At 73.1% G+C, this 19,735-nt stretch carries 19 protein-coding genes; 5 read left to right on the top strand and 14 right to left on the bottom strand.

Annotation, left to right across the window (positions count from 1 at the left end):
- The first annotated feature begins 38 nt into the window (after positions 1-38).
- Positions 39-857, top strand: coding sequence for a transporter (locus WAT24_RS08890; protein WP_336807491.1), 819 nt, complete (start codon positions 39-41; stop codon positions 855-857).
- Between the two features lie 182 nt (positions 858-1,039).
- Complete coding sequence (locus WAT24_RS08885) at positions 1,040-1,942, top strand: DUF72 domain-containing protein (protein WP_336807490.1); 903 nt, start codon at positions 1,040-1,042, stop codon at positions 1,940-1,942.
- A 12-nt stretch (positions 1,943-1,954) separates the two neighbouring features.
- Here the strand turns inward: WAT24_RS08885 and treF are convergent, their stop codons facing one another.
- The 7 genes from treF to bioB all read right to left on the bottom strand — a co-directional run bounded on the left by treF (position 1,955) and on the right by bioB (position 9,135).
- Entirely contained in the window at positions 1,955-3,547 is a 1,593-nt protein-coding gene (gene treF, locus WAT24_RS08880; RefSeq protein WP_336807489.1) for an alpha,alpha-trehalase TreF, read from the bottom strand.
- A complete protein-coding gene (locus WAT24_RS08875; RefSeq protein WP_336807488.1) occupies positions 3,544-4,314 on the bottom strand; it encodes an SDR family NAD(P)-dependent oxidoreductase in 771 nt (256 codons plus the stop codon). The genes treF and WAT24_RS08875 overlap by 4 nt, the downstream gene beginning before the upstream one ends.
- 80 nt (positions 4,315-4,394) lie before the next feature.
- Positions 4,395-5,273 (bottom strand): malonyl-ACP O-methyltransferase BioC, encoded by an 879-nt coding sequence (gene bioC / locus WAT24_RS08870; protein WP_336807487.1) that lies wholly within the window; start codon positions 5,271-5,273, stop codon positions 4,395-4,397.
- Entirely contained in the window at positions 5,270-6,049 is a 780-nt protein-coding gene (bioH, locus tag WAT24_RS08865; RefSeq protein WP_336807486.1) for a pimeloyl-ACP methyl ester esterase BioH, read from the bottom strand. The genes bioC and bioH overlap by 4 nt, the downstream gene beginning before the upstream one ends.
- Positions 6,046-6,798, bottom strand: coding sequence for a sulfurtransferase (locus WAT24_RS08860; RefSeq protein ID WP_336807485.1), 753 nt, complete (start codon positions 6,796-6,798; stop codon positions 6,046-6,048). Before WAT24_RS08860 ends, bioH begins: the two co-directional genes overlap by 4 nt.
- A gap of 28 nt (positions 6,799-6,826) precedes the next feature.
- Positions 6,827-8,092 (bottom strand): 8-amino-7-oxononanoate synthase, encoded by a 1,266-nt coding sequence (gene bioF / locus WAT24_RS08855; protein ID WP_336807484.1) that lies wholly within the window; start codon positions 8,090-8,092, stop codon positions 6,827-6,829.
- A 41-nt stretch (positions 8,093-8,133) separates the two neighbouring features.
- Complete coding sequence (gene bioB / locus WAT24_RS08850; protein ID WP_336807483.1) at positions 8,134-9,135, bottom strand: biotin synthase BioB; 1,002 nt, start codon at positions 9,133-9,135, stop codon at positions 8,134-8,136.
- A 138-nt stretch (positions 9,136-9,273) separates the two neighbouring features.
- Here bioB and WAT24_RS08845 point away from each other — a divergent pair, with 138 nt between their 5' ends.
- Complete coding sequence (locus tag WAT24_RS08845; protein WP_336807482.1) at positions 9,274-9,480, top strand: hypothetical protein; 207 nt, start codon at positions 9,274-9,276, stop codon at positions 9,478-9,480.
- A 10-nt stretch (positions 9,481-9,490) separates the two neighbouring features.
- On the top strand, positions 9,491-10,219 hold the full coding sequence (locus WAT24_RS08840; protein ID WP_336807481.1) for a ComF family protein: 729 nt from the start codon (positions 9,491-9,493) through the stop codon (positions 10,217-10,219).
- A 91-nt stretch (positions 10,220-10,310) separates the two neighbouring features.
- Here WAT24_RS08840 and ubiA read toward each other — a convergent pair whose 3' ends face one another.
- The gene (gene ubiA, locus WAT24_RS08835; protein ID WP_336807519.1) at positions 10,311-11,240 is read right to left on the bottom strand and encodes a 4-hydroxybenzoate octaprenyltransferase; all 930 of its coding nucleotides are present in this window, start codon (positions 11,238-11,240) and stop codon (positions 10,311-10,313) included.
- 158 nt (positions 11,241-11,398) lie between these two features.
- The gene (locus WAT24_RS08830; protein ID WP_336807480.1) at positions 11,399-11,572 is read right to left on the bottom strand and encodes a hypothetical protein; all 174 of its coding nucleotides are present in this window, start codon (positions 11,570-11,572) and stop codon (positions 11,399-11,401) included.
- A 223-nt stretch (positions 11,573-11,795) separates the two neighbouring features.
- Here WAT24_RS08830 and WAT24_RS08825 point away from each other — a divergent pair, with 223 nt between their 5' ends.
- Complete coding sequence (locus WAT24_RS08825) at positions 11,796-12,854, top strand: GGDEF domain-containing protein (RefSeq protein WP_336807479.1); 1,059 nt, start codon at positions 11,796-11,798, stop codon at positions 12,852-12,854.
- A 24-nt stretch (positions 12,855-12,878) separates the two neighbouring features.
- Here the strand turns inward: WAT24_RS08825 and thrC are convergent, their stop codons facing one another.
- The 5 genes from thrC to WAT24_RS08800 form a co-directional block, all read right to left on the bottom strand.
- Positions 12,879-14,183: a threonine synthase gene (thrC, locus tag WAT24_RS08820; protein WP_336807478.1), complete on the bottom strand. Its 1,305-nt coding sequence runs from the start codon at positions 14,181-14,183 to the stop codon at positions 12,879-12,881.
- Complete coding sequence (locus WAT24_RS08815) at positions 14,180-15,109, bottom strand: homoserine kinase (RefSeq protein WP_336807477.1); 930 nt, start codon at positions 15,107-15,109, stop codon at positions 14,180-14,182. Before WAT24_RS08815 ends, thrC begins: the two co-directional genes overlap by 4 nt.
- A 75-nt stretch (positions 15,110-15,184) precedes the next feature.
- Complete coding sequence (locus WAT24_RS08810) at positions 15,185-17,212, bottom strand: bifunctional 2',3'-cyclic-nucleotide 2'-phosphodiesterase/3'-nucleotidase (RefSeq protein WP_336807476.1); 2,028 nt, start codon at positions 17,210-17,212, stop codon at positions 15,185-15,187.
- A gap of 148 nt (positions 17,213-17,360) precedes the next feature.
- Positions 17,361-18,518: an N-acetylglucosamine-6-phosphate deacetylase gene (nagA, locus tag WAT24_RS08805; protein ID WP_336807475.1), complete on the bottom strand. Its 1,158-nt coding sequence runs from the start codon at positions 18,516-18,518 to the stop codon at positions 17,361-17,363.
- Positions 18,518-19,552 (bottom strand): SIS domain-containing protein, encoded by a 1,035-nt coding sequence (locus tag WAT24_RS08800; protein ID WP_336807474.1) that lies wholly within the window; start codon positions 19,550-19,552, stop codon positions 18,518-18,520. Before WAT24_RS08800 ends, nagA begins: the two co-directional genes overlap by 1 nt.
- Positions 19,553-19,735: the final 183 nt, after the last annotated feature.

Genomic DNA, 19,735 nt, shown 5'->3' with positions numbered 1-19,735 from the left:
CCGCGCCGCCTCCCCACGCCACACAGGAACGACATTGCATGCGTAGTACCTCTCGTGCGCTGGCCCTGGGCCTGCTGCTGCTCGGCGCCAGCGCCGTCGATGCCGGCGACGGCCGCTTCAGCGTCGGCACCGGTGCCAACTACAGCACCGGCAAGTACGGCACCGACACCTCCACCGACATCTGGTCGGTGCCGGTCACGGCCAGCTGGCAGAACGACCGCTGGACGCTCAAGCTGACCGTGCCCTACATCGGCATCAGCGGTTCCGGCGACGTGATCCCGGGCGCCGGCAGCGTGAACAACGGCAACCCCCGCGGCCGTGGCCGCGGTCGCGGCGGCAACGGCGCAGGCGGCTCCACCGCAGGCACCGGCTCGGCATCCGGCCTCGGCGACATCGTCGCCTCGGCGGGCTACGAGCTGTTCTCCAGCGCCGACCACAGCGCCGGCCTGGACCTGACCGGCAAGGTGAAGTTCGGCACCGCCGACGCGAACAAGGGCCTGGGCACGGGCAAGAACGACTACGGCCTGGCGCTGGACACCTACAAGGTCAGCGGCGACTGGACCGTGTTCGGCGGCGTGGGCTGGATGAAGTACGGCAGTTCGCAGTACATCCGCCTGCAGAACGGCTTCAACGCGAACGTGGGCGCCGGTCTGCGCCTGGGCGACACCGACGACGTCGGTGCCTATTACTACTACCGCGAGAAGATCGCCGAGGGCGGCGCCGCACAGAGCGAACTGACCGCCTACTGGAACCACAAGATCGGGGCCGACTGGCGGTTGCAGAGCTACGTGATGGGCGGCCTGGCCGACGGCAGCCCGGACTGGGGCGTGGGCGCCACCGTCAAGTACCTGTTCTAGGCCCGTCCGCCCCGGCCCCGTCGCGGAAGGCAAACGCCCTCGCGTGCCGGGCGCCGGGAGGGCGAGTGGGAGCCTCGCACCCGCTTCCCCGCGGGGCATCGCCGGCCCGCGGCCACGTGCATCACCATGCGCTCACCATGCGTGCGCTTGCATGACCGCCTTCCCGGCGTACGGAGGGCACGGTGGCCAAGCTGCGCATCGGCATTTCCGGCTGGCGCTACGCGCCCTGGCGCGGCGTGTTCTATCCGGAGGATCTGCCGCAGCGCGCCGAACTGGCCTATGCCTCGCGCCAGGTCGGCAGCGTCGAGCTCAACGGCTCGTTCTACAGCCTGCAGCGGCCCACGAGCTACGCGCACTGGCGGGCGGAAACGCCCCGCGGCTTCGTCTTCGCGGTGAAGGGTCCGCGCTTCATCACCCACATCAAGCGGCTGCGCGACATCGAGGGGCCGCTGGCGAACTTCTTCGCCTCGGGCGTGTTCGAGCTGGGCGCCAAGCTCGGGCCGCTCCTGTGGCAATGCCCGCCCAGCCAGCGTTTCGACGAAGCGCTGTTCGACCGCTTTCTCGCCGCGCTGCCGCGCGATACCGAACAGGCGGCGGCGCTCGCCCGCCGCCACGACGACCACCTCAAGGCGCCGGCGAGCGTCACGCCCGACCGCAAGCGCCGGCTGCGCCACGCGCTGGAGATCCGCCATCCCAGCTTCGCCTGCGAGGCGTTCGTCGCGCTGCTGCGCCGGCACCGCGTGGCGCTGGTGGTCGCCGATACCGCCGGGCGCTGGCCGTACCTGGAGGACGTCACCGCCGATTTCATGTACCTGCGCCTGCACGGCGACGAGAAGCTCTACACCAGCGGCTACAGCGACGAGGCGCTCGAGCGCTGGGCCGCGCGCATCCGCGTCTGGTCGCAGGGCGGCGAGCCGGCGGATGCGGTGCGCGCCAGCACCCGGCCACCGCCGAAGCGCGCCGGCCGCGACGTCTACTGCTATTTCGACAACGACGCCAAGGTGCACGCGCCGTTCGACGCGCAGTCGCTGATGCGCAAGCTGGGCCTGGCCACGCCCCCGGCTTCGGGCGCCGCGCCGCAATGACGGGCCCGCTGATCAGTGTCGGCTCGCCGCCCTCGCCTCGTTCGCCTCGTTGTGCGGGTGCTCGTGCAGCAGCCGGCGGGTGACGCCGTTGGTCCAGCCGAAGCCGTCCTGCAGCGGGTATTCGCCGCCGCCACCGCCTTCGGCGTTGTCGCCGTCGTGCGTGATCACGTACTTCTCGACCAGCTTGCTTTCCCGCTTGTACAGGCTGCCCACCGTCTTGAGCCAGCGGCAGGCGATCTCGTCGGCAAGCGCGATGCCGTAGTTGCGCATGCCGCAGATCGCCATCCATTGCAGCGGCGCCCAGCCGTTGGGCTTGTCCCACTGCTGGCCGCTCTCCAGCTCGCTGGTGCCCAGACCACCGTCGCGCAACAGCCGGTCCTGCAGCGCCCGCGCGGTGCGCTGCGCCTGCTCGGCGCTGGCCAGGCCGACGAACAACGGTGTGGCCGCCGCGCTGGTGAGCGCTTCGCGCGGCCCACCGCGCTCCCAGTCGTAGTCGAGATAGGCGCCGGCCCGCTCGTTCCACAGCAGCCGCTCGATCGCCGCCTTGCGCATCCGCGCGCGCTGCTCGAACTTCTCGGCCTGCTTGCGCTGGTCGGCGGCGCGGTTGAGCACGCAGATCTGGCGCTCCAGCTTGTACAGGAAGCAGTTGAGGTCCACCGGCAGGATGGAGGTGGTGCGGATGGTCGACAGGTCGGCGCCGTCGCACCAGCGCGAGCTGAAGTCCCAGCCGGAAGCGGCGCCCGCGCGCAGCTCGCGAAAGACCTGGTGCGCCGGCCGCCGCGACCGGCGCGCGGTGAGCACGTCCTCGCGGTAGGCCTCCTCGCGCGGGGAGTCGCGGTCGTCCCAGTAGCGGTTGAGGATGGCGCCGTCCTCCAGGCAGACGCAGTGCCGGCGCGTGTCGCCGGGACGCAGTTCCTCGGCGCCGGACATCCAGTAGTTGTACTCCTTGCGCAGGTGCGGCAGGTACTCGATGGCCTTGCACACGCCCCGCGCCTCGAACAGCTCCACCATGAACGCGAACACCGGCGGCTGCGAGCGGCTCAGGTAGTAGGTGCGGTTGCCGTTGGGCACGTGCCCGTAGGTGTCGATCAGGTAGGCGAAGTTGTCCGCCATCGAGGCGAGCAGGTCGTGCCGGCCGCTCTCGTCCAGACCGAGCATGGTGAAGTAGGAGTCCCAGTAGTACAGCTCGGCGAAGCGCCCGCCCGGAACCACGTAGTCGTTGGGCAGCGGCAGGATGGAGGAGTTGGGCGGATGCTCGTGCGGGTGCCGGGTCAGTACGTCCCAGAGGCTGTCGATGTGGTCCCGTAGCGATTGCCCCGGTGGTGAGACGTAGTGGCTCTTGTGTACCTGCGGCTGCTCGAAGTGCGCGTGGACGAAACGTGCGAGGTCGAAATCCTCGGCATCGCATCGGGCGCGGTAGGCCTCCAGGATCTGCTCCGGGTCCTTGCGCGGCACGCAGTCGACGAACGTCTTGCCGTCGTCGAACACCCGGCTCATCTGCACGTCGATGAACAGCTCCTGGTAGCGGTCGGCCGGCGTGAGGGTGTCCGCCTTGGCCACCCGCGCCGCCTTCGCCTCGTTTGCGCGCTTGGTGGCGTCGCTCATTGCTCGGCGTAGTTCCACAGCAAGCCGCCGTCGACGTAGAGCGTACTGCCGGTGACGTAGGACGCCTCGTCGCTGGCCAGGTAGGCCACCGCGGCAGCCACGTCCTCGGGCGTCCCCAGCCGGCGCAGCGGGATGTTCTTGCACAACGCCTTCATCAGGGCCGGGTCGCTCATCAGATGCGCGTTGATCGGGGTCCGGATCGCCCCCGGCGCGACGTTGTTCACCGTGATCCCCAGCGGCGCCAGTTCCACCGACAGGTCGCGCATCAGCATCTTCAGTCCGCCCTTGCTGGCGCAGTAGCTGGCGAAATGCGGGAACGGCAGCTCCTCGTGCACCGAGCTGATGTTGACGACGCGGCCGCCGCCGCCGCGTTCGCGCACGTGGCGGGCGAACGCCTGGGTGAGGAAGTAGGGCCCCTTGAGGTTGACGTGCATCACCAGGTCGTAGTCGGCCTCGCTCGCGTCGATGAAGTCCGCCCGCCGCTCCACGCCCGCGTTGTTGACCAGGATGTCGACCCGGCCCATGCGCTCGATCGCCTCGGCGATCACGCGGCGGTCGTCCTCCACCTTGCCGACGTCGCCGGCGATCAGCACGGCGCGGCCTGCGCCGGCGTCCTCCACCTCACGCAGCGTGCCCTGGGCGCGGTCATCGGCCAGGCGATCCTCCACCACCACCGACGCGCCCTCCTGCGCGAGCCGCAGTGCGATCGCGCGCCCGATGCCCTGCGCGGCGCCGGTGACCAGGGCGACCTTGTCCTCGAGCCTCATCGCGTCTCCTCGGGAAGTGGATGAGGTCGCCCACTATAGGCAGGCGCCGGTGAAGATTGCGCCAGTGGCGCGCGGGCGACTCAGCGGCGGCGCGAGCCGCGCAGGCTGTCGAGGGAGAAGGTGGCGATCTCGCCCTCCGCGGTACGGCGGGCCTGGCCGGGCGGCGGGCCCCAGGCGTGCGCGGTGACCACTTCCCAGGTGGCCGGGATGCGGCCGTCGACGCGCATCGCCTCGTAGGCGGCGAGCATGGCGCGGTAGTGCGCCTTGCCGGTGAGGTGGCGTTCGCGGGCCTGGTCGGCATGCGTGGCGCCCAGGCCCTTGAGCTCCTTCAGCAGCGCGCGCGGCGAGCTGTAGGTGAGCGTGTAGCGCGCCACGTCCAGCACCGGGTCGCGCAGGCCCGCGTTGAGCATGGCGTCGCCGACGTCGTGCATGTCGAGGAAACGGCTGACGTGCGAGCGCTGGTCCACCGCGGCCCAGGCGGCGCGCAGTTCCTTCAGCGTGTCCGGGCCGAAGCTGGAGAACGCCAGCAGGCCACCGGGCCGGAGCACGCGCACGCACTCGCCGAACAGCGCCGGCAGGTCGTCGATCCACTGGAAGCACAGGTTCGAGTGCAGCACGTCGACGCTGTGGTCGGGGAAGGGCAGGCGAGTCGCCTCGGCGCACACGCGCTGGAACGGGCGCAGCAGGCTCTGGTGCCGGCGCGCGGCCTCGAGCATCGGCTGCGCCAGGTCGAGCGCGATCACCTGGGCCTTCGGCCAGCGCTTCTTGAGCAGCGCGCTGCCGCGGCCGGTGCCGGCGCCGACGTCCAGCACGCGCTCCGGAACCTGCAGATAGAAGTCCAGGCGGCCGAGCAGGTCGGCCTGCACCTCGCGCTGCAGGGCGTCGTGCTGCTCGTAGCTGGCCGCGGCACGGCTGAAGTTGCGGCGCACCTGCGCGCGGTCGAGGTGGAAGGCGCTCATGCCGGGTCTTCCATGGATACCGACAGCGGTGCCAGCGCCGCGGCAACGGCATCGGCATGGCCGATGAAGGGGGCGTGGCCGGCGTGCGGGATCTCCACGAAGCGGCCACCGCACTGCGCCGCCGACCAGGCCATCGCCGCCGGGGGCACCAGCCGGTCGCGACGCCCGGCGATCCACACGCTGGGCACCGCCAGCTGCGCCAGGCGCGCGCGCAGGTCGCTGCGTTCGAGCAGGACGATGCCTTCCTGCAGCACGCGCAGCTCCGGTTCGCCACGCGCGAAGACGTCCGCGCGCAGGCGGCGCAGCCCGGCCTTGGGGTCGTCGCTGCCCATCGCCTCCAGCGCGAGGAAGCGCTCCAGCGTGGCGCGGTAGTCGGTTTCCAGGTCGAGCGCGAGCTGGTGCACCAGCGTGCCGTCGCTGCCGTGGGGCCAATCCGCGCCGCGCACGAATTTCGGCGTGGCGCAGAGCATGGCCAGGCCCTGCACCTGCCCGGGCAGATCCAGCGCCGCGGCGAGCGCGACCAGGCCGCCCAGCGACCAGCCCAGCCAGGGCGCCGGCGGCGTCGCACGGGCGATCGCGTCGGCGACGACGTGCGGCTCCAGCGGCAGCCCGCAATGGCGCGAATGGCCGTGGCCGGGCAGGTCGGCCACGTACAGCGTGCAGCGCTCGGCCAGCGCCTGCACCAGCGGCGCGAACACGCCGCCGTGCATGGCCCAGCCGTGGATCAGCACCAGCGGCTGCGGGCCGTGGCCGAGCTGGTCGATGTGCAGGGTCATGCCAGGTCTTCCGCCCCCTCGCCCCGCAGCACGGGTCGCAGGCTCTTGTCGACCGCGCCGCGGCCGTCGAACACGAAGCAGTCGCCTTCCCAGTGGCTGCCGTCGGTGTCTTGCAGGTACGTCAGGATGCCGCCTTCCAGCTGCAGCACCTCGCCCACGCCGAGCGCCGCGAGGTGCAACGCCGCCTTCTCGCAGCGGATGCCGCCGGTGCAGTAGGAGACGATGGTCTTGCCCACGTAGCGTTCGCGGTCGGCGAGCACGGCGTCCGGCAGCGCGGTGAAGTGCGGCAGGCGGTAGTCGACGGCGCCGGCGAAGCGGCCCGCGTCGGTTTCGTAGGCATTGCGCGTGTCCAGCAGCACGAGCTCGCGACCGGCATCGTCGTGGCCCTGGTCGAGCCAGCGCTTGAGCGTGGCGGCCTCCACTGCGGGCGCCCGGCAACGATGGGGCGCGACGGGCGCGCGCAAGGTGATGATCTCGCGCTTGAGGCGCACGCGCAGGCGGCCGAACGGCACCTGCCCGGAAATCGACTCCTTCACCGGCAGATCGGCGAAGCGCGCGTCGGCGCGCAGCCACTCCAGGAAGGCGTCGATGTCTTCGCGCGCGCCGGCCAGGAACAGGTTGATGCCCTCGGGGGCGAGCAGCACGGTGCCCTTGAGCGCCAGGCGCTCCGCGCGGGTGCGCACGGCCTCGCTCAGTACGGGCAGGTCCGAGAGCGGGACGAAGCGGTAGGCGGCGACGTTGACGATCATGCGGGGAGTGCGCGGGGCGAACCGCGGATTATACCGGCGCGCCCGCGGCGGCCGGGGCACGCGGCAGCCGCGCCAGTGCGTCGAGCAGGCGATCGACATGCGCTTCCTCGTGCGCGGCGCTCAGCGTGATGCGCAGGCGCGCCCCGCCCGCCGGCACCGTGGGCGGGCGGATCGCACCGACCAGCAGCCCGCGTTCCTCCAATGCGCGGGCGGCGGCCAGCGCCGCGTCGGCCTCGCCCAGCAGCAGCGGCTGGATCGGCGTGTCCGAAGCCAGCAGCGGCAGCCCCAGCTCGGCCGCGCCCCGGCGAAGGCGCGCGATCAGCGCGTCCAGCTTGTCGCGGCGCCAGGCTTCCGCGCGCGCTACCCGCACCGCCGCGAGCGCGGCGGCGGCGAGCGCCGGCGGCAACGCGGTGGTGTAGACGAAGCCGCGGGCGAACTGGGTGAGCCCCTCGATCAAGCCGGCCGGCCCCGCGACGAACGCGCCGTGGCAGCCCAGCGCCTTGCCCAGTGTGGCCATCAGCACCGGCACCTCGCCCACGCCCAGTCCCGCCTCGGCCACGCTGCCGGCGCCGTCCGGGCCGAGCACGCCCAGGCCGTGCGCGTCGTCGACCATCAGCATGGCGCCTTCGCGGCGGCACAGGGCGGCCAGCGCGCGCAGCGGCGCGCGGTCGCCGTCCATGCTGAACACACCGTCGGTGGCCAGCAGCGCACCGGCGCCGGGCTCGCCGGCCAGTTGGCGCGCGGCGGCCGCCGCGTCGGCATGCGGATAGCGCCTGAGTGTGACGCCGGCCAGCTGCGCACCGTCGAGCAGGCTGGCGTGGTTGAGCTTGTCCTGCACGCACAGGTCGCCACGGGCGAGCAAGGCCTGCATCACCCCGAGGTTGGCCTGGTAGCCGCTGGAGAACAGCAGCGCGCGCTCGCGCCCGGTCCACTCGGCCAGCGCTTCCTCCAGCGCGGCGTGCTCGCGCCGGTGGCCGCAGACCAGGTGCGCGGCGGTGCTGCCCACGCCCTCGTCGTCGGCCACCCGCTTGAAGGCGGCGATCAGCTGCGGATGCCCGGCCAGCCCGAGGTAGTCGTTGGAGCAGAAGCCCAGCAGCCGGCGGCCGCCCACCTCCTGCCAGGGCCCTTCGGCACGCTCGACGGTGCGGGCGCGACGCAGCAGGCCGGCGCGGGCGCGCTCGGCCGTGCGGATGGCCAGTCGCCGCAGCAGGTCCGCGCGCGCGGTGTCCGCCGCCCCGGCACGGTCGGCGGAGTGGGCTGGCGCGCAGGGGCCTGGTGGGTGCTCCGGTGGCATGGTCGTCCCGCAGTTTTTTCCTGCCTTCGGCCTGCCGCAGCTCAGGCGGGTTCGCAGAGGCCCGCGTGTACGGTGCCGGCGTGCTCGATCACCTCCATCGGGTGCAGGTCGAGCCGCTCGAACAGCCGGCGGTCGGCGGCCACGTCGGGGTTGCCGGTGGTGAGCAGCTTCTCGCCGTAGAAGATCGAGTTGGCGCCGGCGAAGAAGCAGAGCGCCTGCACCGCGTCGTCCATCTGCTGGCGGCCGGCGGACAGGCGCACCATCGAGGCGGGCATCAGGATGCGCGCCACCGCGATGGTGCGCACGAACTCGAACGGGTCGAGCGCCTCGGTGCCGTGCAGCGGCGTACCCTCGACCTGCACCAGCTGGTTGATCGGCACCGACTGCGGGTGCTCGGGCAGGTTGGCCAGCGCCTGCAGCAGGCCGGCGCGCTGCTCGCGCGTCTCGCCCATGCCGACGATGCCGCCGCAGCAGGTCTTCAGGCCGGCGGCGCGCACGTGCCCGAGGGTGTCCAGGCGGTCCTGGTACTCGCGGGTGTGGATGATCCGGCCGTAGAATTCCGGGGCGCTGTCGAGGTTGTGGTTGTAGTAGTCCAGCCCGGCCTGCTTGAGCGTGTCGGCCTGCTCGCCACTCAGCATGCCGAGCGTGGCGCAGGTCTCCAGGCCCAGCGCCTTCACCGCGGCGACGATCTGCGCGACCTTGGCCACGTCGCGGTCCTTCGGGCTGCGCCAGGCCGCGCCCATGCAGAAGCGGCTGGCGCCGGCGTCCTTCGCGGCCTGCGCGCGCGCCACCACCGCCTCCACGCTCATCAGCTTCTCGGCCTTCACCCCGGTCTGGTAGCGCTGCGCCTGCGGGCAGTAGGCGCAGTCCTCCGGGCAGCCGCCGGTCTTGATCGAGAGCAGGGTGGAGACCTGCACCGCGTTGGGATCGTGGTGCGCGCGGTGCACCGTGTGCGCGCGGTGCAGCAGCTCGTTGAACGGCAGGGCGAACAGGGCGGCGACTTCCGCGCGCGTCCAGTCGTGGCGGATCGGGGAAGCGGTCATCGTGGCGGCTCCGCGTGGGGACGCGGCAGTGTGGGAGCCGGCCGGGACCGTGTCAACCAAAAAGCGATACGCCGGGTTGACGGCGCCGGGCGCGCGCCGCTCCGCTACCATCGGGCCGTTCCCTCCCAGGAGATCGGCATGAGCACAGGTCAGGGCAGCACCGGCAACGTGATCGCGGCGGTGTGCAGTTTCTTCATCCCGGGCCTGGGGCAGCTGGTGCAGGGCCGGCTGCTGAAGGCGATCGTCATGTTCGTGCTGGCCGCCGTGCTGTGGATCGTCTGGATGGGGTGGATCATCCACCTGTGGTCGATCCTCGACGCGGCGCTGTACAAGCCGCAGGGCTGAGGCCCCGCCGATGCGCAGGGACGCGCTGATCCGCAGCTGGCACCGCCTGCACGCCTGGCTGCTGCCCTGGCGCTGCCTGCTCTGCGGCGATGCCGGCCGGGAGCGCCTGGACCTGTGCGCCGCCTGCGCCGGCGAGCTGCCGCGCAACACCACCTGCTGTGCGCGTTGCGCGCTGCCGCTGCCGGCCCCGGCCGCGTTGTGCGGCGCCTGCCAGCGCAGGCCGCCGCCGTGGGACGCGGCGTGGGCGCCGTTCCGCTACGGCTGGCCGCTGGACCGGCTGGAAGCGCGCTACAAGTTCGGCCGCGATCTCGCCGCCGGGCGCACGCTGGCCGAGCTGTGGCGAAGCCTGCCGCCGCCTTCCCCGCGTCCGGCGCTGATCCTGCCGGTGCCGTTGCACCGGGCGCGGCTGCGCCAGCGCGGCTACAACCAGGCGCTGGAACTGGCCCGGCCGCTGGGCCGGACGCTGGGCGTGCCGGTGCGCCACGACCTGCTGCTGCGCCGGCGCGCCACCGCGGCGCAGACCGAGCTGGACGCGGCCGCACGCCGACGCAACGTGCGCGGCGCGTTCGCCCTGCGCGAGGACATGGCATTGCCGTCCCACGTGGCGCTGCTGGACGACGTGATGACCACCGGCGCCACGCTGGCCGAATGTGCGCGGGTGCTCCGGCGCGCGGGCGTGGCCCGGGTGGAGGTCTGGGCGCTGGCACGCGCGCCGCAGCGGCGCCCCGACCGCAGCTAGGAGCGAGCTTGCTCGCGATGCTCTGGCTTTTGCGGCACCCGCGGGAACAGACATCGCGAGCAAGCGTGTTCGTGCGCCCAGGCGCTGGCGCTCAGCGCACCGCGAGCGCCAGCACGATGCCGGCCCACAGCGCGAGCCCGACCCAGTTGTTGTGGCGGAACGCGGCCAGGCAGGCTGCGCGGGCGCGGCCGCGGATCAGCCACAGCTGGTAGCCGAACAGCGCCGCCGCGCCGAGCAGGCCCAGCCAGTACGGCCAGCCCAGCTGCGCGCGCTGGCCGACGAACAGCATGGCCAGCAGGAACGTCCCGATCAGCATGCCCAGGATCGGCACGTCGGCGTCGCCGAACAGGATCGCCGTGGACTTGGCGCCGGCCCTGAAGTCGTCGTCGCGGTCGACCATCGCGTACTCGGTGTCGTAGATCACCGACCACAGGATGTTGCCCAGGAACAGCAGCCACCCGAGCGGCGGCACCGTGTTCGACACCGCCGCGAACGCCATCGGGATCGACCAGCCGAAGGCCGCGCCCAGCACCACCTGCGGCAGGTAGGTCCAGCGCTTGGTGAACGGATAGATCGCCGCCAGCGCCGCGCCGGCGAAGGACAGCTTGATGGTCAGCGCATTGGTGAACAGCACCAGCACGAAGGCGAACACCAGCAGCACGCCGAACACGACCAGCGCCTCGCGCGGGCTGACCCGGCCGCTGGCGATCGGCCGCCCGGCGGTGCGCGCCACCTGCGGGTCGAGCTCGCGGTCGGCATAATCGTTGATCGCGCAACCGGCCGCGCGCATCGCGAACACGCCCAGGGTGAAGATCACCAGCGGGCCCCAGGGCGGGAAATCGCCGGCGGCCAGCCACAGCGCCCACCAGGTCGGCCACAGCAGCAGCAGTGCGCCGATCGGCCGGTCCATGCGGGTGAGCACCAGGTAGTCGGCGGCCTTGCCGCGCCAATGCGGCGGCAGCCGGCGCAGCAGCAGGTCGAGCACGCGGGTGGCGCGGGTCGAGCTGTCGGCGGGGCGGATCGGGCGGGAAGGCGGGCGCGGCCGCGCCGTGGACGGCGGCGTGCGGCGCTGGCGCTTGCGGGATGGAGGGGCCATGCCGCGAGTTTAGCCCGAGCACGGCCGCAGGCACCCGTCCGGGCGGGGCCCGGGGGCGCCGCTGGCGGTCCGTGCGGGCGGGGCTAAAGCGGCGGCGGCCGCAGCGGGTCGTCGTCCCGCAGCGGGCTGTCGCCCAGCGGGTCGGGATCGGCATCGCGGGCCGGCTGGGCATGACCGGGATCGCGGATCTCCTGCTCCGGCCGTTGCTTGCCCGGTTGCGCGATCGGCGGTTCGGGATGCTGCGGGTTGTTCGGCATGGCGGATGCTCCTTCTCGAGGCCCGGACCAGCCTCGCGCAACCGCCGTCAAACGCACGCGAGCGGCGGGTGAGCGCGCGAAAAGGTGCGTTGCGGCACAGTTCCAGGCCGCGGCGCACCGCAGGCGCTCAAGCGCCGTACAGGCGCGGCCGATAGATCGGGCGACGGACTCCGACGCATGGGCGGCCGGACATCGGGCGGAGGCCCTTCGACGGGAGGACGACATGTCCGTGGCCTACGACATCGTTGCGCAAGGGAAGCCGGCGGCATCCGCGCGGACGGAGGCGACCCCGGCGGCACGCCCGCTGGTCCTGCCGGCGCGGTTGCTCGATACGGTGGCGGCCTTCACCCACCACCGCGACATCGATGCGCTGGACCAGGGCCTGGCCCTGTCGCTGGCCGAACTGGCGCCGGCACGCGCGGTGGTACTGTGCAAGCGCGCGATCGACGGCCTGCGGCGCGAAAGCATCGTGCGTTGCGTGGTCGATGCGCAGGGCGCGCACGTGGTCGACGCCGAGGCGGTGGCAGGCGATCCGGCCCTGGCGCGCTGCATGGAGGAACAGCAGCCGCACGCCGACGTCGACGCCCGCGGCCTGCACCGGCTGTTCGTGCCGATCCTGCACGAGGGCCGCGCCCTGGGCGCGCTGCAGCTGGAGGGCGATGCGCCGCTGGAGGGCGCGCTCGCGCTGGCCGAGGGCTTCGCGCGGATCTATGCCAACTACATCACCCTGCTGCAGGAGAGCGAGCGCGACAAGCTCACCGGCCTGTACAACCGGCGCACCTTCGAGCGCCACCTGCAGCGGCTGCTGCGCCAGCCGCCCACGGCGGGGGTGGCGTCGGTATGGCTGGCGATCTTCGACATCGACCACTTCAAGCGGGTCAACGACACCTACGGCCACGTCTACGGCGACGAGGTGATCCTGCTGCTGGCCCAGCAGATGCGCGCCAGCTTCCGCCACGACGACGTGCTGTTCCGCTTCGGCGGCGAGGAGTTCGTGGTGCTGCTGGCCGGACACGACGAGGCCGGCGCGCGTGGCGCGCTCGAGCGCTTCCGCGAACGCGTCGCGCAGCACCCGTTCCCGCAGGTGGGGCACGTCACCGTCAGCATCGGCTACGCCCGCGCCTCGCTGACCGACTACCCGGAAATGGTGATCGACCGCGCCGACAAGGCGCTCTACTTCGCCAAGCAGCACGGCCGCAACCGCACCCACGGCTACGAGGACCTGCTCGCCCGCGGCGCGCTCGGTCCGGTGGCGGTGACCGGCAGCATCGATCTGTTCTGACCCGGTGCCGGTAGGGCGCCCGCGCTACGGCGTGGCCAGCAGCCAGTCGCGCAGCGCGCCCGGATCGGCGGCCAGCGGCTCGGCCCGCGCCGGGCGTGCCAGCATGGCGGCGAGCGTGGGCGGGACGGCGAGCGGGTGGCCCAGCAGCGGTTCCAGCACCTGCTCGAACTTGGCCGGGTGCGCGGTGGCCACCGCCGCCCAGCGCCGGTCGGTACGCACCGGCTCGCGGTCGAGCAGGTGCAGGGCGGCGGCGGTGTGCGGACACGGCACCAGGCCCTGCGCCTGCGCGTACCGGCGCACCGTGGCGCGGATCGCCTCGTCGTCCACGCTGGCGGCGGTGAGCGCGCGGCGCAGCGCGTCGTCGTCGGGGTAGGTCCAGCGTAGCCGCTCGAAGTTGCTGGGCGCGCCCACGTCCATCGCGTTGGCGAGCGTCGGCACCGCGGCGCGCGGGCGGTAGTCGCCGCCGGCGAAGAACTCCGGCAGCGTGGCGTTGGCGTTGCAGGCGAGCACGATACGGCCGATCGGCAGGCCCATGGCGCGCACCCACACCGCGGCCAGTGCGTTGCCGAGGTTGCCGGTCGGCACGACCAGGTCGAGCGCCAGGCCGTGCGTGCGCCGAACCCGCAGCGCCGCGTGCGCGTAGTAGGCCAGCTGCGGCAGCAGGCGGCCGAGGCTGATCGAGTTGGCCGAGGACAGCGGTACGCGTGCCTGCAGGTCCGGATCGCTCAACGCGACCTTCACCATGCGCTGGCAGTCGTCGAACGTGCCGGCCACGCGCAGCGCCCGCACGTTGCCGCCGAAGCTGCCGAGCTGGTGCGCCTGGCGTGGTGACACGCGCCCGTCCGGGTAGAGGATCGCCACGCGCAGCCCCGGCTGGCCGTGGAAGGCCGCGCCCACCGCCGCGCCGGTGTCGCCGGAGGTGGCGACCAGGACGGTCAGCGGTGGCGCATCGTCCGCGCGCAACCGGCGCAGGCAGGCGGCGAGGAAGCGCGCGCCGAAGTCCTTGAACGCGGCGGTAGGCCCGTGGAACAGCTCCAGCAGCGAGGCATCCGGCCGCGTCAGCGGGCGCAGCGGCGCATCGAAGGCGAAGGCCTCGGCGCAGATCGCCGGCAGCGCGTCGGCCAGCGCGTCGCCGGCGAAGAAGGGGGCGAGCAAGGTGACGGCGGTAGCGGCGAGGCTGCCGTCGGGGTCGAACGTGCCGGCCTCCAGGCGAGGCAGGCGTTCGGGCACGTACAGGCCGCCGTCTGGTGCCAGGCCCGCGGCGACCGCCTCGGCCAGGCGCGCCGCCGGCGCGCGGCCGCGCGTGCTGAGGTAGCACGGCGCGCTCATGCGAGCACCTGCGCCGCCGGGCCGTCGATCGGACCGACCAGCACGTCGCTGTCCAGCCCGGCCTCGGCGAACGCGCCGCGCATCGCCACGGCGGCCGCGTGCGCCTGACCGGCGTGCTCGAACCAGCCGAACACGCTGGGGCCGGCGCCGGAGATGCTGGCGCCGAGCGCGCCGTGGTCCAGCGCGGCCTGCTGCACGCGGGCGAAATTCGGCACCAGCGGCGCGCGGCGCGGCTCGACCAGCACGTCCTTCAGCCCGGCACGCACCAGCGCCACGTCGCCGCGCCAGCAGCCGGCGATGACCTGGGCCAGGTTGGCGCTCTGCGCCACGAACTCGCCGAGCCGGTAGTCACCGGCCAGCGCCGCGCGGGCGCGGCGCGTCTCCAGCACGCAGTGCGGGTGCACCAGCGCGCAGTGCCAGTGCGCCGGCACCGGGATGCGCACCAGCCGCTCCGCGGTCGCCAGCACCAGCCCGCCCAGCAGCTGCGGGCCCACGTTGTCGCCGTGGCGGCCGCCGCTGGCCACCGCCTCGCCGTCCATCGCGAAGCGGTACAGCGCCTCGCGCGGCAGCGGCGCATCCAGCAGCGCGTTGGCGGCGACCAGGGCGGCCACGCAGGAGGCGGCCGAGCCCGCCATGCCCGAGCCCAGCGCGATGCCCTTGTGCAGCGCCAGCTCGAAGCCGTACGGCAATGCCAGCGCCTCGCGCAGGGCGAGCAGCGACGCGCCGGCGGTGTTGCGCGCGGGCTCCAGCGGCAGCTCGCGCACCACGCCCTCGATGGCGGCGATGCGCACCTGCGGCGCCGCGATCCGCGTCACGCGGACGCGGTCGCCCGCACCGGCCAGGGTGTGTCCCAGGATGTCGAAGCCCACGCCCACGTTGCCCACGCAGGCGGGGGCGAAGGCGGTGGCGACGTCACGGGCGGGCATGGCGTTTCCTGCGGGAAGGCGATCCGCCGATTGTCGCAGCAAGCGCCGGGCGGGCGGCAGCCGCCCGGCTGCGGATCAGCGATGCCGGCGCCGGTGCGGGCGGGCCGGTGCGGGCTTGGCGGTCGCCAGGTCGATCGCATAGGTGGCGGTCCCGTCGCCGTGGTCCCGCAGCTGGCGGATGCCGGTCAGGCCGTCGGCCTGGGCGATCGCCTGCTTGCCGCTGGCGGCGACGAAGGTCACCGGCCCGCGCGTGCGCAGCGGCGCGAAGTGCCAGGAGCGCGCCGGCAGCTGGGCGCGCTCCAGCCGGCCGGTGCGCCGGAGCCAGGCGGCGACGATCTCGCGCACGCCGTCGGGCGCGGCCAGCACGATGTTGCTGCCATCCAGGCCGGGGAAGTTGCCGCCGCCGCTGGCGCGGTAGTTGTTGGTGGCCACGACGAACGGCTGCTGCGGCGCCACCGGCTTGCCGCGGTAGGCGAGCGAGACGATGCGCTGGCCGACCGGCCGGGACACATCGATCACGTAGCTCAGGTCGCCCTGCAGCTGGTCGAAATTGAAGCCCGGCAGGCGCGTGTCGATCAGCGGCTGCTCGCCGGCCTTGGCCGGGTCGATGCGGTTGAAGCGCGCGGCGGCGGTCTCCAGCCAGGCCTTCACGCCGGCGCCGTCGGTCTTCACCGCGGCGAGCGTGTTGGGATAGAAGTACAGATCGGCCGCGCTGCGCAGCGTCAACGGCCCCGGCGGCACGTCGGTGTAGTCCTGCGGACCGCCGAAGCCGGTGCGGAAGGCGGCCGCCGCCGACAGCACCGGCACGCCCGCCAGTTCCGGATGCAGCCTGGGCAGTTCGCGCTCCACGTAGTCGCGCTGCGCGGCGTTGACCACCGCCAGGGCGGTCATGTCGCCCTCGTCGGCGAAGTAGGTGGACAGGCGCAGCGCGCTTTCGCCTATGGGCGTTTCCACGTAGGCCAGCGCGGCGCGGTGTGCGTCGGCGACCAGCGGCGCGATCGCCGGGTCGGCGGGAACGCACTGGCCCTTCTGCGGGCAGATCTTGCGTACCTCCGCGTGGGTGTCCTCGCGGTCGAGCGTCCAGCGGCCGTTCTCGCGTGTGAGCGCGAGCTTGATCACGCCCAGGTCCATGCCGGCGAACCCGCCCATCACGGCCGGCTTGCCGCGCACGAAGCCGCGCACCGCGTCCACCTCCTTCATACCCTGGTAGCGGGGCCCGGGGAACTCGGCGTGCGAGTGCCCGAGCAGCAGCACGTCGATGCCGGGCACGCCGGCCAGGTACCAGCCGCCGTTCTCCATGTCGGCGGTGTACGGCGCGGTGTTGAGGCCGCCATGCAGGATCGCCACCACCAGGTCCGGGTGCTGCGCCTGGATCTGCGGCAGGTAGCGCTGCGCCGCCTCGACGACGCCGCTGACGGTGACCTTGCCGGCCAGGTTGCGCTGGTCCCACTGCAGGATGGGCGGCGGGGTGAAGCCGATGATCGCCACCTTGAACGGCACCTGCAGCCGGCTGCCGTCGGAGGTGTAGGCCTCGATGGTCTTGTGCACCAACGTCCAGGGCTTGTAGAGCGGCTCGCCGCTGTGCGCATCGAACACGTTGGCGAGCACCAGCGGGAAGTGCGGCCCGGCGCAGCGCTTGCGCTGGCCGTCGACGGTCAGCGGCCGGCCGGTGACCTGCGACAGAAACGGCAGGCCGTAGTTGAACTCGTGGTTGCCGGCGGTGCCGCCGTCGTAGCCGAGCGCGTCCATGGCCTTGTAGATGGCCAGCTCCTGGTCGCAGCGGACCGGCGCGACCAGCGCCTGGTAGTCGGCCAGCACGGTGCCCTGGATGGTGTCGCCGTCGTCGAACAGGAAGCTGTTGGGGAACTCCTCGCGCGCGCGGCGGATCAGCGTGGCGGTGCGCTCGTAGCCCACGGTGGGGTCGGCCTTGGCCTTGAAGTAGTCCCAGCTCAGCACGTTGGCGTGCACGTCCGTGGTCTCCAGGATGGCGACGTCCGTGCGGCTGCCGTCGGGCAGCTCCATCGGTCGGGACACCTTGGCGTGGGAGGCGCAACCGGCGAGCAGCGCGGCGGCGAGAAACAGCAGCGAGGGGCGCAGCGACATCGGTAAGGTCCGGGCAACGGGCAAGCAGGGGCGCAACGTAGCAGATCGGTGTGGCCAACGGCGGGCACTGCGCTGTCCTGTCCCGGGCCGGCGCGCCCGGGCGCCGGCCACGCCCCGCCGCGCGTCCGGGGCGCGCGACCCCCGGAGGCTACATCGCCGGGTAGCGCACGCCGCCGATCCAGGTCTCGCGCACGTGCAGGGTGTCGTCCAGCACGGCGAAGTCAGCGCGCTGGCCGGGGGCGATGCAGCCGTGGGTCTGCTCCAGCCCCAGCCATTCGGCCGGGTAGGCGCTGGCCATGCGCGCGGCTTCCTCCAGCGGCAGGCCGAGCAGGTTGACCGCGTTGCGCACGGCGCCGGCCATGTCCAGCGCGCTGCCGGCGAGTACGCCGGCGTCGTTCATGCAGATGCCGTCGCGGACGACGATGGTCTGACCGTTGAGCACGTAGTCGGGACGCTCGCTGCCGACCGGCGGCATGGCGTCGGTGATCAGCACGCACTTGCCCGGGGGCTTGGCGGTGATGGCGACACGTAACGCCGCGGGATGCACGTGGTGGCCGTCGACGATCAGGCCGCACCAGCTGCCCGGGTCGTCCAGCGCGGCGCCCACCACGCCGGGCTCGCGGCTGCCCAGCGGCGTCATCGCGTTGTAGAGATGGGTGAAGCCGCTCGCGCCGGCCTCGAGCGCGGCGCGAGCGGTGGCGTAGTCGGCGCCGGTGTGGCCGAGGCTCACGCGCACGCCGGCGGCGGCCAGACGCGCGATGGTGCCGGGGTCCACCTGTTCCGGCGCCAGCGTGAGCATGACCACGCCGCGATGTTGCGCGGTGAGCACGCGCAGGTCGTCGGCATCGGGCGCGCGGAACAGCGACGCATCATGGATGCCCTTGCGCGCGGGGGCGAGGAACGGCCCCTCGACGTGGATGCCGAGGATGCCCGGCACGCCCTGCGCGATCGCCGCGTCCACCGCCTCCAGCGCGGCGCGCATCGTGGCGGCGGTGTCCGTGATCAGCGTGGGCAGCAGCCCGGTGGTGCCGAAGCGCCGGTGCGCGGCGGCGATGCCGCGCAGCGTGTCCACCGTCGGCGCGTCGTTGAACAGCAGCCCGCCGCCGCCGTTCACCTGCACGTCGATGAAGCCCGGCAGCAGCAGGGCGCCGGCCAGGTCGTGGCGCGCCGCGCCGGTCAGGCGCGGGTCGGCCGCATCGGCCAGGGCGAGCACGTGGCCGTCGCGCACCAGCACGACGACGTCCTCGCGCAGCCCCTCGGGGGTCAGCACGCGACCGTGGGCGAGGGCGAGCAGGGGCGTGGACATCACAACGTCTCCGTGACCTTGCGCAGATGCGGCGGAAGGTCCGGATCGTAGCCGCGCGCCAGTGAAAGCGCGCTGGCCGCACGGTAGAAACGCTGCACCGCGAGCAGGGGCGTGGTGATGGCCGGCACGCCGGCCGGCAAGGGCAACGCATCCGGACCGCTCGCGCCGGGCGCGGCCACCCACACGCGTGCACCACGCGCGCGAAATTCGTCGGCGAGCTGCAGCGTGTTTTCCAGCGTACCGTCGTCCTGGCCGAACACCAGCACCGGGAAGCCGGCGCCCACCAGCGCCATCGGGCCGTGGCGGACCTCCGCGGCGCTGAACGCTTCGGCGTGCAGGCCGCAGGTTTCCTTGAACTTCAGCGCCGCCTCGAGTGCCGCGCCGAACCCATAGCCACGACCGACCACGAACAGGTTGTGCACCTCGCGCAGGCCCGCGCCGAGCGCGGACCAGTCCGCGTCCCAGCCCTGGCGCAGGTCGTCGGGCAGGCGCGCCAGCGCCGCGTGCAGCGCCGGGTCGCCGCTCCAGCAGGCGGTGAGCTGCAGCACCGCCGCGAGCGTGGCCAGGTAGCTCTTGGTGGCGGCCACGCTGCGCTCGGGCCCGGCGCGCAGCGGAATCACCGTGTCGGCCACGCGCGCGAGCGGGGAATCCTCCACGTTGACCAGGGCCAGCACCTGCGCGCCGCCGGCGCGCGCGGCTTCGGCGCTGCGCAGCAGGTCCGGGCTCTTGCCGGACTGCGAGACGGCGAGGAACAGCGCGTCCTCGAGTTGCAGCGGCGCCTCGTACACCGAGCTCACCGAGGGCGAGGCCGAGGCAGTGACGATGCCCACGCGCGTCTCGAACACGTACTTGGCGTAGGCCGCGGCGTGGTCGGAACTGCCGCGCGCGCAGGTGACGATGCAGCGCGGCGGCCGCGCGCGCAGCCTTGCGCCGAGCCCGGCCAGCAGGCCGGCGTTGACGGCAAGCTGCTGCGCGATCACGTCGGCGGCCGAGTGCGCCTCCTGGTACATCAGGGTGTCATGGGGTGATTTCATGGGAGTCCGAAGAGGCGGAGCGGCGATCGTGCGGTCCCTTTCCCCCCGGGAGAGGGTGCCTGGCAGGGCGGGAGAGGGTTCGGGCGAAGCGGAACCTGCGGCGGCACCGAAGCCTCACCCCGACCCCTCTCCCGGCGGGAGAGGAGCTCAAACGTGCGAGACGGCGGCAGCGCGCTTCGCGGC

Source organism: Fulvimonas yonginensis, assembly GCF_037137055.1.
GTDB classification, from domain to species: Bacteria; Pseudomonadota; Gammaproteobacteria; order Xanthomonadales; family Rhodanobacteraceae; genus Frateuria_A; species Frateuria_A yonginensis.
This window is presented reverse-complemented; position numbering and strand designations above follow the sequence as displayed.